This window comes from Providencia sp. (genome assembly GCF_052096715.1).
Lineage (GTDB): Bacteria > Pseudomonadota > Gammaproteobacteria > Enterobacterales > Enterobacteriaceae > Providencia.
The window spans coordinates 26,789-41,427 of the sequence record NZ_JBQDNB010000014.1 but is presented as its reverse complement, the minus strand read 5'-3'; the positions used below and the strand labels follow the sequence as shown (position 1 = coordinate 41,427).

The 14,639-nt window shown below is 39.1% G+C and carries 13 protein-coding genes and 3 tRNA genes; 7 read left to right on the top strand and 9 right to left on the bottom strand.

Annotated elements, in window-relative coordinates; genetic code table 11:
* Window positions 1-148: 148 nt before the first annotated feature.
* Genes ttrB through ttrA form a run of 3 tightly spaced genes read left to right on the top strand, consistent with a single transcriptional unit; the run spans window position 149 to window position 4,981 of the window.
* A complete protein-coding gene (ttrB, locus tag ACTH6U_RS12235) occupies window positions 149-886 on the top strand; it encodes a tetrathionate reductase subunit TtrB (RefSeq protein WP_336430797.1) in 738 nt (245 codons plus the stop codon).
* Window positions 868-1,914 (top strand): tetrathionate reductase subunit TtrC, encoded by a 1,047-nt coding sequence (ttrC, locus tag ACTH6U_RS12230; protein ID WP_434718641.1) that lies wholly within the window; start codon window positions 868-870, stop codon window positions 1,912-1,914. Before ttrB ends, ttrC begins: the two co-directional genes overlap by 19 nt.
* Window positions 1,907-4,981: a tetrathionate reductase subunit TtrA gene (ttrA, locus tag ACTH6U_RS12225; RefSeq protein WP_441832290.1), complete on the top strand. Its 3,075-nt coding sequence runs from the start codon at window positions 1,907-1,909 to the stop codon at window positions 4,979-4,981. Before ttrC ends, ttrA begins: the two co-directional genes overlap by 8 nt.
* Window positions 4,982-5,145: 164 nt before the next feature.
* On the opposite strand, the gene ACTH6U_RS12220 is transcribed toward ttrA, so the two are convergent.
* Both ACTH6U_RS12220 and ACTH6U_RS12215 read right to left on the bottom strand, forming a co-directional pair.
* Window positions 5,146-6,177: a nickel/cobalt transporter gene (locus tag ACTH6U_RS12220; protein ID WP_441832289.1), complete on the bottom strand. Its 1,032-nt coding sequence runs from the start codon at window positions 6,175-6,177 to the stop codon at window positions 5,146-5,148.
* Window positions 6,168-6,776, bottom strand: coding sequence for a DUF1007 family protein (locus ACTH6U_RS12215; RefSeq protein ID WP_294107329.1), 609 nt, complete (start codon window positions 6,774-6,776; stop codon window positions 6,168-6,170). Before ACTH6U_RS12215 ends, ACTH6U_RS12220 begins: the two co-directional genes overlap by 10 nt.
* Before the next feature lie 341 nt (window positions 6,777-7,117).
* On the opposite strand from ACTH6U_RS12215, the gene trhO reads away from it, so the two are divergent.
* Window positions 7,118-8,164, top strand: a complete 1,047-nt coding sequence (gene trhO / locus ACTH6U_RS12210; protein WP_441832288.1) for an oxygen-dependent tRNA uridine(34) hydroxylase TrhO — start codon at window positions 7,118-7,120, stop codon at window positions 8,162-8,164.
* A gap of 41 nt (window positions 8,165-8,205) precedes the next feature.
* Here trhO and ACTH6U_RS12205 read toward each other — a convergent pair whose 3' ends face one another.
* The 7 genes from ACTH6U_RS12205 to ACTH6U_RS12175 all read right to left on the bottom strand — a co-directional run bounded on the left by ACTH6U_RS12205 (window position 8,206) and on the right by ACTH6U_RS12175 (window position 12,444).
* Window positions 8,206-8,799 (bottom strand): LuxR C-terminal-related transcriptional regulator, encoded by a 594-nt coding sequence (locus ACTH6U_RS12205; RefSeq protein ID WP_434718645.1) that lies wholly within the window; start codon window positions 8,797-8,799, stop codon window positions 8,206-8,208.
* Between the two features lie 235 nt (window positions 8,800-9,034).
* Window positions 9,035-9,289 (bottom strand): biofilm formation regulator BssS, encoded by a 255-nt coding sequence (gene bssS, locus ACTH6U_RS12200; protein ID WP_441832287.1) that lies wholly within the window; start codon window positions 9,287-9,289, stop codon window positions 9,035-9,037.
* A gap of 212 nt (window positions 9,290-9,501) precedes the next feature.
* Window positions 9,502-10,554 (bottom strand): dihydroorotase, encoded by a 1,053-nt coding sequence (gene pyrC, locus ACTH6U_RS12195; RefSeq protein WP_441830203.1) that lies wholly within the window; start codon window positions 10,552-10,554, stop codon window positions 9,502-9,504.
* A gap of 231 nt (window positions 10,555-10,785) precedes the next feature.
* Window positions 10,786-10,861: transfer RNA gene (locus tag ACTH6U_RS12190), tRNA-Asn, on the bottom strand.
* 369 nt (window positions 10,862-11,230) lie between these two features.
* A tRNA-Asn gene (locus ACTH6U_RS12185) sits at window positions 11,231-11,306 on the bottom strand.
* Window positions 11,307-11,729: 423 nt separating this feature from the next.
* Window positions 11,730-11,805, bottom strand: a tRNA-Asn gene (locus ACTH6U_RS12180).
* Window positions 11,806-11,940: 135 nt separating this feature from the next.
* Window positions 11,941-12,444: a YlaC family protein gene (locus ACTH6U_RS12175; RefSeq protein WP_294107231.1), complete on the bottom strand. Its 504-nt coding sequence runs from the start codon at window positions 12,442-12,444 to the stop codon at window positions 11,941-11,943.
* 495 nt (window positions 12,445-12,939) lie between these two features.
* Between ACTH6U_RS12175 and cspE the strand changes: the two genes are divergently transcribed.
* The 3 genes from cspE to ACTH6U_RS12160 all read left to right on the top strand — a co-directional run bounded on the left by cspE (window position 12,940) and on the right by ACTH6U_RS12160 (window position 14,581).
* Complete coding sequence (cspE, locus tag ACTH6U_RS12170; RefSeq protein WP_294107230.1) at window positions 12,940-13,152, top strand: transcription antiterminator/RNA stability regulator CspE; 213 nt, start codon at window positions 12,940-12,942, stop codon at window positions 13,150-13,152.
* Window positions 13,153-13,263: 111 nt separating this feature from the next.
* The gene (gene dsrB / locus ACTH6U_RS12165) at window positions 13,264-13,455 is read left to right on the top strand and encodes a protein DsrB (RefSeq protein WP_294107229.1); all 192 of its coding nucleotides are present in this window, start codon (window positions 13,264-13,266) and stop codon (window positions 13,453-13,455) included.
* A 427-nt stretch (window positions 13,456-13,882) separates the two neighbouring features.
* Window positions 13,883-14,581 (top strand): MgtC family protein, encoded by a 699-nt coding sequence (locus ACTH6U_RS12160; protein WP_441832286.1) that lies wholly within the window; start codon window positions 13,883-13,885, stop codon window positions 14,579-14,581.
* Window positions 14,582-14,639 lie beyond the last annotated feature (58 nt).

The following is a 14,639-nucleotide window of genomic DNA, read 5'->3' as shown; positions in this document are numbered from 1 at the left end:
GATAGCATACCGACTTTAAAGAGAAATAAGAATTTCGACGGTTATCTAAAATAGGCTACATCAATAGCCAATAAAACTTTTAAAACCAATAACATATTGATAATTAACTTTTATTTTTGCATTAGCAATGTCAATACTGGAGCCGATTATGGATCTGAGTAAACGAAAATTTCTACAACAAATAGGGGCTGTAACCGCTGGTGCATCGTTAATTCCGATTGCAGAAGCTGGTTTTAGCCTTTCCCCAACGCGTCGAGAAGGTAATCCAGATAAACGTTATGGAATGCTCATCGACTTACGTCGTTGCATTGGCTGCCAATCTTGTACCGTGAGCTGTTCAGTTGAAAACCAGACACCTCAAGGACAATTTAGAACGACAGTTAACCAGTATCAAGTTGCAGTGAAAGGCGAAGAAGGGTTGACTAACGTTCTGCTACCGCGCCTTTGTAATCATTGTGATAATCCACCTTGTGTACCGGTTTGCCCAGTACAAGCAACCTTTCAGCGTGAAGATGGCATTGTCGTCGTTGATAACGAACGCTGTGTGGGTTGTGCCTATTGCGTACAAGCCTGCCCTTACGATGCCCGTTTTATCAACCATTCAACACAAACTGCAGATAAATGCACATTTTGCGCCCATCGCTTAGAGGTCGGATTATTGCCTGCTTGCGTTGAATCTTGTGTGGGCGGTGCACGTATTATCGGTGATCTTAAAGACCCTAATAGCACTATTCGTAAAATGCTCACTGAGCATGAAGCTGAAATTAAAGTGCTGAAACCAGAAAGTGGCACCTTACCACAAGTCTTTTATATCGGTCTGGATGACGCATTTGTTCAGCCATTAGAAGATAAAGGTCAACCCGCATTATGGCAGGAGGTGTTCTGATGAATGGCCAAGTGACTTATATTTCAGAAATAATGGCTCAGCCACAAGAATTCTTTTGGCTACCTTGGGCAGTACAATATTTCTTCTTCATTGGTATTGCGTCTTGCGCGGTGCTTTATGCTTGTTATCTCCATTGGCAAAATAAAAGTGAAAATGGCCGTTTAGAAATGATTTCTGCTTTTATCGCTATCACCATGGGGATTACTGCACCATTGGCATTAACCGCAGATTTGCATCAAACCGCCAGGGTTTGGCATTTCTATGCGCATCCTACCTTTTGGTCTTGGATGTGGTGGGGCTCTGTATTGCTGCCATTATTCACCACATTTATGGGATTATATTTTGTCGCGTTAATTGTGAAACTGGTTTGGAAAAAAGAGTTTAAGGCGACCCGTTGGATTGCGTTATTAGCGGCACTTTCTGCGATTGGACTATTGTTATATACCGGACGCGAAGCATCAGTATTGAATGCACGACCAATTTGGTTTAGCTGGTGGATACCCGTTCTCATGTTCCTTAGCGCGCTGCAAGTGCTACCTGCGTTAGTGAGCCTTGGTGCACGTCGTGAGCCTCAATATCAAAATCGCTTAGCGCGTTTCCAAGTGATTACATTACTTCTGTTCGTGGTGTGTTTTGCGTTGTGGCTGTCAGGCGATACCATTTCCGGCATGGCGGTACGTCAGCAATTAACACTTGCAAGCCCTGGCTGGTGGATGTTAATCGGCGTTTGCGCATTATGGGCAGCGGCATTTGTTATGTCGGTTTGTAATGTTAAAGCTACTCGCTCAGTACCTTACATTACTGTACTTGCACTAGTTTCGATGGCATTGGCTTGGGTATTACGTTGGATTTTCCTGATGGAAGTTCAAGCGGTACCAAAATATAACATTATTGCAAACCCATATCATTTCCCGCTTGGCTCTGATGGATTGATGGCAATCATTGGGACATTCGGTTTGTGGATAGCGTTAATCATTATTGTTCGTGAAGGTGTTCGTTGGTTTGCAAGGAGAGTACAACATGGCTAAATTCTCAAGACGTCAATGGCTTAAAGGTGGTTTAGTTGTCGGTGGTATCGCGTTATTTGGTGCGAGCTACCGCGATGTTGCCAAAAGTGCAGTGGATGGCTTAGTTAACGGTACTTCAGGTAAAGTCACACTTGATAGGATTAACGGTAACTCTTTACGTCCGGAAGGACAGGCAGCCAATGGCTGGCAGGAAAATCCTGAACAAGTCATCGCGATGACTCAATGCTTTGGTTGTTGGACTCAATGTGGTATTCGTGCCCGTGTCGATACCGCTAAAAACGAAGTGCTGCGGATAGCGGGTAATCCTTATCATCCACTTTCCCATGAAAAACATTTTCCTTATGGAATGCCGCTGAAAACTGCATTTACAAAAATGAGCGGAGAGAGTGGACTCGAACATCGTTCGACAGCCTGTGCTCGCGGCGCCACTTTGATGGAGGGTTTAACTAGCCCACTACGTATCCTTGAGCCGATGAAACGCGTAGGTAAACGCGGAGAAGGTAAATGGGAACGTATCAGCTTTGAGCAGTTGATTAAAGAAGTGGTTGAGGGAGGAAATCTATTTGGTGAAGGTCATGTGGATGGACTAAGAGCTATCCGTGACCTTGAAACGCCATTAGATCCAACGCAGCCTAAATTGGGTCCAAAAGCGAATCAATTATTAGTCACCAATGCTGGTGACGATGGGCGCGATGGCTTTATTCGTCGCTTCGCTCAAAATGGTTTTGGTAGTAAAAATTTTGGTGCTCATGGTGCCTATTGTGGTCTTGCATATCGTGCGGGCTCAGGTGCATTAATGGATGATCTGGATAAAAATGCTCACGTTAAACCAGATTGGGATCATGTCCGTTTTGCCTTATTTATTGGCACTTCGCCAGCACAGTCAGGAAACCCGTTTAAGCGTCAAGGCCGCCAACTCGCGACTGCACGTTTGCGTGATTCATTTAATTATGTGGTTGTCGCACCAGCATTGCCTTTAACGACAACGCTGGCAAATGATCATGGGCACTGGGTTCCTGTTCAACCGGGAACCGATGCGGCGTTAGTGATGGGGATGATCCGTTGGATTATCGAGAATGAACGTTACAATGCGCAATATCTGAGTGTACCAAGTGAAAAAACCATGGAAGAGGCAGGTGAGAAAAGTTGGACTAACTCAACTCACTTAGTGATTACCGATGACGCGCATCCATTAGCAGGTAAGTTATTAATTTCATCATATATGACTGGAGAAGGTGAAGATGAGAAAGCCTTTTTAGTCCAAGACGCATCAGGTGAACTAAAACTTGCTGATGATGTGACGAATGCAGACCTGTTTGTGACGCGTTCTGTAACGTTACACGATGGTAGTGAAGTAACAGTAAAGTCCAGCTTCCAGTGCCTTAAAGAAGCAGCAAATCGCATGACTCTTGAAGAATATAGCGAACGCTGCCAAGTTCCAGTGAAAACGATTGAATCACTGGGTAAAGCACTTACTTCTTATGATAGAAAAGCGGCCGTTATTTCACATGGTGGAATGATGGGCGGCAACGGCTTCTACACAGCATGGTCAGTTATTATGCTCAATGCATTAATTGGCAATTTAAACCTTAAAGGTGGTGTTTCAGTAGGTGGCGGCAAATTTAACGGGGAAAATGATGGTCCTCGTTACAAAATGGCCAGCTATCAAGGTAAAGTGAAACCTAAAGGTGTCGTATTATCGCGCAGTAATGAAGTCTATGAAAAATCAGATGAATTTAAAGCACGCATTGCCGCAGGTGAACAGCCATATCCGGCGAAAGCACCTTGGTATCCGTTTGCTAAAGGTCAGCTTACTGAGCAATTGGCTTCAGCATTGATGGGATATCCGTATTCTCTCAAAGCGTGGATTACTAATATGACTAACCCTGTATATGGTATTGCAGGTATTCGTCAGGTAATGGAAGAAAAACTGAAAGATCCAAAACATCTACCATTGATTATTGGTATTGATGCTTTCATGAATGAAACGACGGCACTGGCGGACTACATTGTGCCGGATACTCATAACTTTGAAAGTTGGGGATTTAGTGCACCTTGGGCAGGTGTTCAGGTTAAAGCCAGTACTGCACGTTGGCCAATTGTTGAATCACGCACAGCTAAAACTGCTGATGGTCAGCCGGTTTCGATGGAAACTTTCTGTATTGCAGTCGCAAAAGCGCTGAATTTGCCCGGTTTTGGTGATGACGTAATTGAAGACATGGACGGTAATAAATATCCATTAAACAGTGCAGAAGACTATTACCTGCGTGTTGCTGCAAATATGGCATGGTTAGGTGAAAAACCTGCGCCAGAGGCGGCGACAGAAGATATTCAAATTAGTGGTGTAGCTCGAATTCTACCTGAAATGACGCGTACATTAAAACCTGAAGAGGTGCGTCGCGTTGCTTATATTTATACCCGTGGTGGTCGTTTTGCACCATACGAGAAATCGTGGGATGGTGATGCAACAGGCCCACAATGGAAAAAAGGACTACAAATTTGGAATCCAACTGTCGCGATTAACCGTCATGCTATTACTGGCGAACGCTACAGCGGCTGTCCAACCTACTACCCACCACGTATGGCAAACGGTGACGATGTCAATAAAGTGTTCCCACCGCAAGAGTGGCCATTAAAAATGATGTCATTTAAATCGCATGTGATGAGTAGCTCAACGACGATGATTGAGCGCTTACGACATGTGAAACCAACAAACTTAGTGGCTATTCATCCAGATGATGCTGCTAAAATGGGGGTTAAACACGGTGATTGGGTTCGTATCACGACGCCAGGTGGTCATGGAGAAGCTCAAATCAGTGTATTAGATGGAGTGATGCCTGGTGTGCTTGCTATTGAACATGGTTATGGACATACCGAAATGGGCGCTAAGCAGCACTATTTAGATGGTAATCCAATGCCAATGAATAAGGCAAATGGCTCTGGTATCAACTTAAATGATTTAGGTTTCGCGGATCCAACACGTGAAGTCGCCAACACTTGGTTAGATTGGGTATCGGGCGCTTCAGTTAGACAAGGTTTGCCAGCACGTATTGAGCTTATTAGTTAGTAGTAACGAAGTAGTAAAGGGTTGTTGCCTATATTGCCCTGCATAGCCATAGACGGTTGCAGCCCTTATTTTAAGCAGTTGACATTGCGCAAATACGATGTGGCTACCGCATCGTAAATTCGGCAAGTGCCGGGGAGGGGGAGCCCTCCCTTTTTTCGCTACTATCAGAAAGTTCGTGGCGAAAGGAAAGGCGAAACCACTTCACTCATCATCAAACTTTGGTACATCAATACACCAATTAGTACAAAAATAATACCTGCGACTAGCCTGAGTGCAATACGCCAATAGGGATGCAAATAGATGCCTTTTGACTGAGAAACTCGTAAGGCGCTGTAGCGCATAAAATGAACAAATATAGCAATGGCACAAATAGTGATCGCGGTCCCTACAGCCATAGCTAAAGCGGCAATAATTCCCCAGATATAAGCATCAATTACATAAGAAAACAGCAAGACTAATAAGGCGCCAGAGCAGGGGCGCAGTCCCATAGATAATATAATGAATATTTTTGCTTTTAGGTTCTGTTGTAAATCTTCCTCTTGCACAACATGTTTATGGCCACAATCACATTGTACTGAATTTACTGATAAAACTTGACTTTTGATTAGTGAGATAGGCTTGTTTGAAGAGGGTATAGGTTGTAAATGATGAAAACGGTATGTTTTTGTTCTACTTTCACGCCACCATTGACGTATCGCAGTCAAACACAGAATAAGACCTAAAATAATGACAAAAGCATAGCTAAGTTGTTCAGCATATCGGCTGGCAAGATTTAAATGTTGTGTTGAAAGTTGAAATATAATTAGCACAAATGAAACCAGTAAAATAGCAACAAAACCTTGTAGTAGTGATGCGAGCAAACTGATAATAACGCTTTGTTTTAAATAGGTGGATTGCGTTGCAATATAGGTGGTGATGATTAATTTCCCATGGCCTGGCCCCAGTGCATGTAGCAAACCATATAAAAAACTGACGGCAACGAGTGTACTGCCTGCGTATAGAGGGTCGGTTGAAGTGGCTTGTAATAAGGTTGCTAACCCTTGATTGAGTTCTTTTTGCCAAATCACACTTTGTTGCAACCAAACTCCCCAATACTGATAAATTTCCCAAGCACTGTAACCTATTAAAACAATTATTATCAAATAGATATAGATAGACTTAGTTGATTTTTTTGCTTGTGAAGAAGTTAAGGACATTGAATATTAACCCTTTGAGCAAATTGTTTACCAAGCGCAAGATCTTCATCTGGAGATTGGTCGGTATCTAAAGAAAATGCGTAACTACGCATAGCATCGGTAATTTCTGCTTCTTTCAATATGACATTACAATGAGCTGCGATTTCTAAAGGAACGTCGATTTGTTGTTTGTTTTGATAAGTCATACTGACATAGAACGTTGGATCATAAGTTAATATTTCAACCAGTGAATTAGCGATAGGTAAAGGTTGTGCTAATGAGGTACTGAATGTGAATACCAGCTGAAAACCGTCTTTTTGTAAACGATAGCTATTTGGGATTGTTTTAAATTTTACTTTTTTATTTTGATAATAAAAATCCGTGAAATAATTTTGTACCAAAATATTAGCCATAATGATGGCTTCTTGTTTTTTCCAGCGCGGATCATCATTTTTTATCCCTTTGAGTTCATAAGCTATATCGGCTGAAGTCATCGGATCCATTTTCCAGATATAAGTTATCCCTGAATAATTATCTTGCTGAGTATCAATCGCTATTCTCATATCAATAAAACTATGCGGATGAGCAATAGTTTTTGTCGACGTTAAACAAAAAAGCATCAAAAGGAAAAAAGTTAATTTAATCATTATCATTAGTTAATTGCACATGGGATAGCATGTTATAACATAACAGTGATGAGCAATAAATATATCAGTGTATAAAAATATCACTATTAAATGACAAACAGTTTTTGTTCATGTTCAGCGATAGGGCATGATTCATAAGTCACGCCTATAATTAATCTATGATGATTTCTGCTAACAATAACCTTTCAAAAAAAAGGTTTTTTATTAACATAATTACAGCGATAATATTAGGAATGATCAAATGTGGGCAATTTATGGACGCATTGATATTAAATCGTTAAATATTATCAAGTTATAAAGGAAATGAGAACACCATGCCAGTGTTACATAATCAAGTCTCAAACAAAATTCTTAAAGAACGCATGTTGGCTGAAAGTGAGCCACGTACAACTATCTCTTTTTATAAGTATTTTAATATTCAAGATCCTGCTGCATTTCGTAATAATTGGTATCAGCAATTTAAAGGTTTGAATGTTTTTGGTCGTGTATATATTGCGAAAGAGGGTATTAATGCGCAAATCAGTGTACCCGAATCCAATGTGAATGCATTGCGTGAAGTGATTTATGGTACAGACCCTGTCTTAAACAATTTACGGTTAAATCTTGCAATTGATGATGATGGAAAATCATTTTGGGTATTACGCATGAAGGTGCGTGACCGTGTTGTTGCTGATGGTATTGATGATGAGACGTTTGATCCATCCAATACAGGGCAGTATTTGAAAGCGCATCAAGTCAACGACATGATTGATGATCCGAACACGGTCTTCGTTGATATGCGTAATCATTACGAATATGAAGTTGGCCATTTTGAAAATGCACTTGAAGTGCCATCAGATACTTTCAGAGAACAGCTTCCAATGGCTGTTGAAATGTTACAGCAGCAAAAAGACAAGAATGTGGTGATGTATTGTACTGGCGGCATTCGTTGTGAGAAAGCCAGTGCTTATATGCTGCATAATGGTTTTAAAAATGTTTACCACGTTGAAGGTGGTATTATTGAGTACGCACGTAAAGCGAAAGAACAAGGTTTACCCTTGAAATTTAAAGGTAAAAACTTTGTTTTTGATAACCGTATGGGCGAACGCATAACAGAAGATATGTTAGCACAGTGCCATCAATGCGGTGAACCATGTGACTCTCATACGAACTGTAGCAATGATGGTTGCCATTTATTGTTTATTCAGTGCCCAAGCTGTGCTGAAAAATATGAAGGGTGTTGTAGTGTTTCTTGCACTGAAGAAATGAAGTTGCCTGAAGAACAACAACGTGCTCGTCGTGCAGGACGTGAGGTTAGTAACCAAATCTTTAATAAATCACGCCACCGTTTATCCGATGGCTTATTAAATAATAATAAATGATTTAGTTTATCTATATTTTAGCCCTTATTATAAGGGTTTTTTTAATACAAATATTTAAAAACGTTGTATATAAAAAAAAGTTCAATTCTATTTTTAACAAAAACTTTAGAAGTGATATGTCTTTTTTGTGAATAAACCGTGCTATTACTAATGCCTAACTTTCGAGAGATAATATGATTAGGCGTTTCATTCATCCAGTTGTTAATAATATTTTGTTCTTTCGCTGTGAATATAGATGAGTCAATATTATTTGCAAGCTTGGTTATTTGCTCTATTTGTTCTGGATCTTTGACGACTTTATCGAGCGTTTGAATAATAATATTTTTAGACATAATGAAAAAATTATCTTTTAATAACAATGGTCTATCTGTTGATGGATAGGTGGCATTTATATAGATATAGAAACGAATATTTGCTGAGTTATTTAATAATCTTTTTAACGTTGGACAATAATTAGAATAATGACAGTAATAGGTTAAATTAACTAGCACAATACTTGGAGGTATATCATTTATAAATGTAATCGCTTCATCAATGCACCCTGTACTAATAAACTCTAATTTTTCATTAGAAGATAAATATTCAGTAATACCAAGTCGGGTGTAATAACACTCATCAATAACTAATATTCGCATAGGGAACATCCTTGTTCAGAAAGAGTGTTACAATAAATTGAAAATGATATGGAAGTCAACTAAGTAATAATAAAAATAATCAATAGTGTCTTTATTTTAAATTAATTCTTAGCTAATTATTATTAAATATTAATAAAAACAGTAAATATCTCATGTTACTATTTTTATGGTGAATATTTTAGTTGTATTGATTGGAATTAGGTATTTGATTTTAGCCAAATACCTATTTAGGCAACTAGTGTTTTTTGATATTAAGCTGTATATATTCGCCAGATTCAATTTTATCAATACCTGCTTGAAGAATATTAATAAGTTGTTTAGCGATATCTGTTGTTAACCACATTGTTTTATCAACAATGGCACTCTCAATATTTTCATTTTTTTCTGGGAGATAATGCAGACGTAACATCATTGCATCGTATGCATCAACAGTACTGATGTCCCAGCCAACAACGGAGTGGGTTTGGATCACATCATCTTTTCTATTCATGAAAACCTCCTAATCAAACGGCGTGATAAATAATTAATATCTATAACTGACTAAGAGCAAAGTGCTTACAACGAGCAATATTGAGTATAAGAGGATTTGGCTAATAAGATAGTAAATAAAGATCATTTTTCACATTAATGACAGTAAATGCAAAAATAAAGTGATGTCGTTCAAAGAAATTAAGGGAAGCTTATTCAACTCCCCCCATTAAATTATGCGTTAGTAATAGAGATAGACCAACGAGAGTCTTCACCTGCTAAGAATGGAATTAATTTATCGTTATCACAGTGAATTGACTCGCAAGTTATACTTTCGGTTCTTGTGAGCGTGATATGGCCTTCATTAACCGGGAGACCGTAGAATTTAGGTCCATTCAATGAACAGAAAGCTTCAAAGTGGGCTAATGCACCGAGTTCTTCAAATACTGTTGCATAAGCTTGCAGTGCAGTCGGGGAGTTAAATACACCCGCACAGCCACAAGAAGACTCTTTACGTGATTGAATATGTGGTGCGGTATCCGTTCCGAGGAAGAAACGGTCACAACCGGAAGCGACTGCTTCACGTAGTGCTACTTGGTGAATATTACGTTTTAAAATAGGCAAGCAGAACAAGTGTGGCCTAACACCACCAACAAGCAAGTGGTTGCGATTAAACATCAAATGTTGTGGTGTGAGCGTCGCAGCAGTGAATTCATTAGCTTCTAAGACATACTGGGCGGCTTCTTTGGTTGTAATATGCTCAAAAACAACTTTTAATTGCGGAAATTGAGCCCTTAGTGGCAACATGACTTGCTCAATAAATAGCGCTTCTCGGTCAAAAATATCAATGTGACTTGCGGTGACTTCTCCATGGATAAGCAATGGCATGCCAGCTTGTTCCATAGCAGCGAGCACAGGATATATTTTTTTGATATCAGAGACGCCGTGACTAGAGTTAGTAGTTGCATTCGCAGGATAGAGTTTACAAGCTGCAAAGACGCCTTCATGAAAGCCTTTAATTATTTCGTTAGCATCAGCGCTGTCTGTGAGGTAGCAGGTCATTAATGGTGTAAATTGGTGTCCCGTAGGGACTGCCTGTATGATGCGCTCACGGTATGCTTTGGCGGCTTCAATCGTGGTGATGGGTGGGACAAGGTTAGGCATGACAATGGCTCGACCAAAAAACTGACTCGTAAACGGCACAACAGTCTTTAACATTTCATCGTCGCGAAAATGAACATGCCAATCGTCTGGGCGGCGGATCGTTAGGGTAGTTACAGTTGTCATTAAACCGGCTCCGTAAAGGTAGGATATGAGTTTGAGCTGGATTATAAATTTTAACTTATAAACCGAGTGCTCAGGCCGGGAAAGAATGATAAAGCGAAAGCAAAAAAATAGCTATGTTAATTAATCATTTTTGAAGGGTATGTGAGATTTATTGTTTTGGTTGAGGTGAACTTTAAATAAGGTAGTCAACAGGATTTATAACGTAAGAATAATAGAAAGGATATATTAAGTTGGCTCCTCCAGCTGGACTCGAACCAGCGACATACGGATTAACAGTCCGCCGTTCTACCGACTGAACTATGGAGGAACTCCTTAATACGCAGAGGATATTAGCGTCCTCCACCTTTAATGTCAAAGGGGAAAACAACAAAATTGCACTGACTGCCTGTTATCTGCTCGAATTGTCGGAAGTTTCATCGAAAAGCATTATGGGAATATAAAAATGATAATAAAATGGAAACAACAATCTGATGTTTAACGGTAAATTATAAATAGAGGTAGGTAAAATAAAATCAGAGGGGGAGGTTGATGGGGGTATTTTAGCGTGAGAGGCGCTTTAGCTAGATTAAATTTGTTGGTTTGTTACGTGGGTTTTGCTACGTGCAATTTTTCAAACAATATTATTTCGAAAAACTGCAAATAACAAAAAGCCTGCACAAGGCAGGCTTCTTAAATTTGGCTCCTCCAGCTGGACTCGAACCAGCGACATACGGATTAACAGTCCGCCGTTCTACCGACTGAACTATGGAGGAATTGCATTGTTCCTGAGAACGAGGCGCATATTACCCATCCTGCTTTCACTTGTAAAGCATAAAAATAAAAAAAATGACTAAGTGGGTGTTAAGTAAGCAATTAGGATGTTATTTATTCGAAGATGGATATGAATATAGATGAGAACATTCCTTAATCGCCGAAGTTATTAAATAAAAAGGAATAACGAGTGATGGCATGCAGTGGCGCTAAGTAGAGAAATTGAGCCAAAGAGATGAAAAAGTAGAAGTTATAAAGCAGGCTTATAAGATTGAGAAGAAAAATTAAGTCGTAATAATGAAATAATAGCAAAGTTGAAAATATAATAGCTAGAGATCCACGTCTAGCAAGGGGAGGCGGTATTTTTAAATCGTAATGCAAACGATAGACAACAAAAAGCCCGCACAAGGCAGGCTTCTTAAATTTGGCTCCTCCAGCTGGACTTGAACCAGCGACATACGGATTAACAGTCCGCCGTTCTACCGACTGAACTATGGAGGAATTACTTTGTTCCTGAGAACGAGGCGGATATTAACGACATCGCCTCAGGCTGTCAACGATAAAAACATAAAAAAATTTCAGATGCTTATTCGTTGCTCATTATGACTGATTTTTACGCTAGTTGATTGATATAACTTAATTTTGAGTAGCAAGTTTTGCTTGTTCGGGTGCTGAAACTTCAGGAAAAGCAATGTGATAAATATCGTAAAACGAAATTGTCCCTTTTAATGCTAATAAACGAGAAATTTCTTGCTTGATTGAACTATTAACTTCTTTTGAATCAAGTATTTTACTAATGGCATTATCAGATACGGGTTCAGTGACAAACCACTCACCATTATAGCAGACGCGTAAATCAAGAATACCGATATCGTCAAAATGGTAAACAGGCTTAACATCAAATAATAATACGCTCGTTAATATTAAGAATAATAGGGTGATACCCAGTGTCCAATAGGGGCCAAAGTAAGGTGCGTACCAAAGGATAATAGCTAATGGAATGTAAGCGGCAACCATACCAATACATAAATAGGGATGACCGATCAGAAATTGACTATTGAAATAAGGTTTTCCATCACGTTTTTCATTCTCGTTGATGGTTTGTAAATCTTCTATAAGTATTTGTTTGATAATATTCATATGTGATAGCTCTCTAGTAGAACATCTATGCTATGAGGGTATCATGTGTAGGTGAAATTGTTATATATCAGTTAAAAAAAATATTTAATGTGATTGTCATTGTATCAGATTTTTCTTACTGACATTTTTAGATTTTTTTCACAGTGAAATTTAAAAAATTCTTTAAATTATCAATAAAATGCAAATTCATTGTTAATGAAAAAAGTGAAAAGTGACCTAGTCGAAAAAATAGCAAAAAATTATACTTTGTGGGTATAAAATAGTTGCTATTATCTTTTACTCATGAGTTAATAAACGTCGGCCTGTTTAGCAGTCCTATTTGATGTACGATGACTAAGTTAGTGAGTTATAAAGAAGAATGTTGTCAGTAGCATTATTGTTATTGATGATTTTTTATCCTGACACAATATCTTGGTACTTCCCTATTAAATAGCTGACTCTGGCCATATTATGCCAAAAGGCAAGTTTTTTTGATGTTATATAGGAAAAGTGCAAATGTCCGACAAAATGAAAGGTCAAGTTAAGTGGTTCAACGAGTCTAAAGGCTTCGGTTTCATCACTCCAGCTGATGGTAGCAAAGACGTATTCGTACACTTCTCAGCCATTCAAGGCGCTGGTTTCAAAACTCTGGCAGAAGGCCAGCAAGTTGAATTCACCATCGAAAATGGTGCTAAAGGTCCAGCAGCTGCTAACGTAAACGCTATCTAAGCTAAATTACGTAACTAATTTTCTAAAGCCCGTCATTTTTAATGACGGGCTTTTTCGTATGCGCTACATTGACAGTCTTAGGTTAACTTTAAATTGGAGGATTTTTATATTATGAAAATTAATGATCGCGTTTATGTTAAAACTGATGGGCAAGCGCGTCGCGAAGGGACAATACTATTGATTGAACCTTTTAATGAAGGGGTTATGTATTTAATTTCATTACCTGAATATCCAGGTGGTATTTGGTTCTTTAATGAAAAAGAAAGTACTGAAGGTATTTTTGTTACACCAATAGATGAATAAGAATAAATAAAGAGATTAATAATATTCTATTTATTAACATTTTATTCTTTACTTACAAAAATTACGCCTCTATACTCAGCTCAGCTTTTATTACGGAGATTATTAATTGGACAGTCAGAGTTGTACTAAAAACTTAATGTATGGCAAGTAATTAATCGTCTTTTCTTTTAACTGCTTGCCACTATGGCGGGCGGTGTCTGATATTCCTATCACGCATACCCCTAATATTTATATGAGTATTATTTCATTTTTATGAGTAATTCACTACGGCTGTATTGGGTGAGTATTATGTTGATCTATTTTTATTCTTTATTCCCTCCAGGCAATAGCTAATAGTATTCGAATAACGCTGTTATTCAATAATTAGGCTATATGCTTTTAATTAAGCATATATATCGCTATCCAATTCATTTTTGGAGGAGCAATTATGCTTTTTACTCCTGATATTTTAAATCTAATTGCCGCTATGTGTATGGGGGCATTAATTGGGGCTGAACGTCAATGGCGCCAACGTATGGCTGGTCTGCGAACCAATGCGTTAGTTGCCACAGGCGCGGCCGTTTTTATTCTGAGTTCAGTGACAACATCACCTGATAGCCCAGGTCGTATTGCGGCACAAGTAGTGTCGGGTATTGGCTTTCTAGGGGCCGGAGTGATCATGCGTGAAGGGATGAATATTCGCGGTTTGAACACAGCTGCAACGCTTTGGTGTTCCGCTGGAATTGGTGTTTTATGTGGCCTTGGTCAATATTCCTTAGCATGGATGGCAACGTTGTTAATCCTTTGCGCCAATATTTTGTTAAGAGAAGCGGCATCACGTATTAATCGACAACCTCAGCAGCAAGCGCTTGATGTAGAGCAGCGTTACAAAATGCGAGTAATGTGTCATCAAAGTGATGAGATTTTAGTTAGAACATTGATTCTACAAGCAATTAATGGATTACATATCCGCCTGCAATCTCTCAGTAGTGCTGATACTTTAAAACCGGAACAATTAGAAGTTTGCGCTGAATTCCTTGCGACACCAGCGGAGCAAAAAGAAATAGAAGCATTGGTATGCCGTATTAGTCTTGAACAAAGTGTTAGTGCTATCAATTGGAAAGTGGCATCAGAGCTACCTGCTTGAATGCCGAAAGTTAATTAACTATAGGAGCCGAAATGGACGACCACCCTCCGTCATGGAG

What these genes read in the sequence shown, in the direction of transcription:
- ACTH6U_RS12205 (WP_434718645.1), bottom strand. Translation starts at nt 8,799, where the DNA reads ATGCGAATATTAGTTATTGATGAGTGTTATTACACCCGACTTGGTATT.
- ACTH6U_RS12220 (WP_441832289.1), bottom strand. Translation starts at nt 6,177, where the DNA reads ATGTCCTTAACTTCTTCACAAGCAAAAAAATCAACTAAGTCTATCTAT.
- pyrC (WP_441830203.1), bottom strand. Translation starts at nt 10,554, where the DNA reads ATGACAACTGTAACTACCCTAACGATCCGCCGCCCAGACGATTGGCAT.
- trhO (WP_441832288.1), top strand. Translation starts at nt 7,118, where the DNA reads ATGCCAGTGTTACATAATCAAGTCTCAAACAAAATTCTTAAAGAACGC.
- ttrB (WP_336430797.1), top strand. Translation starts at nt 149, where the DNA reads ATGGATCTGAGTAAACGAAAATTTCTACAACAAATAGGGGCTGTAACC.
- ttrC (WP_434718641.1), top strand. Translation starts at nt 868, where the DNA reads ATGGCAGGAGGTGTTCTGATGAATGGCCAAGTGACTTATATTTCAGAA.
- bssS (WP_441832287.1), bottom strand. Translation starts at nt 9,289, where the DNA reads ATGAATAGAAAAGATGATGTGATCCAAACCCACTCCGTTGTTGGCTGG.
- ttrA (WP_441832290.1), top strand. Translation starts at nt 1,907, where the DNA reads ATGGCTAAATTCTCAAGACGTCAATGGCTTAAAGGTGGTTTAGTTGTC.
- cspE (WP_294107230.1), top strand. Translation starts at nt 12,940, where the DNA reads ATGTCCGACAAAATGAAAGGTCAAGTTAAGTGGTTCAACGAGTCTAAA.
- ACTH6U_RS12175 (WP_294107231.1), bottom strand. Translation starts at nt 12,444, where the DNA reads ATGAATATTATCAAACAAATACTTATAGAAGATTTACAAACCATCAAC.
- dsrB (WP_294107229.1), top strand. Translation starts at nt 13,264, where the DNA reads ATGAAAATTAATGATCGCGTTTATGTTAAAACTGATGGGCAAGCGCGT.
- ACTH6U_RS12215 (WP_294107329.1), bottom strand. Translation starts at nt 6,776, where the DNA reads ATGCTTTTTTGTTTAACGTCGACAAAAACTATTGCTCATCCGCATAGT.
- ACTH6U_RS12160 (WP_441832286.1), top strand. Translation starts at nt 13,883, where the DNA reads ATGCTTTTTACTCCTGATATTTTAAATCTAATTGCCGCTATGTGTATG.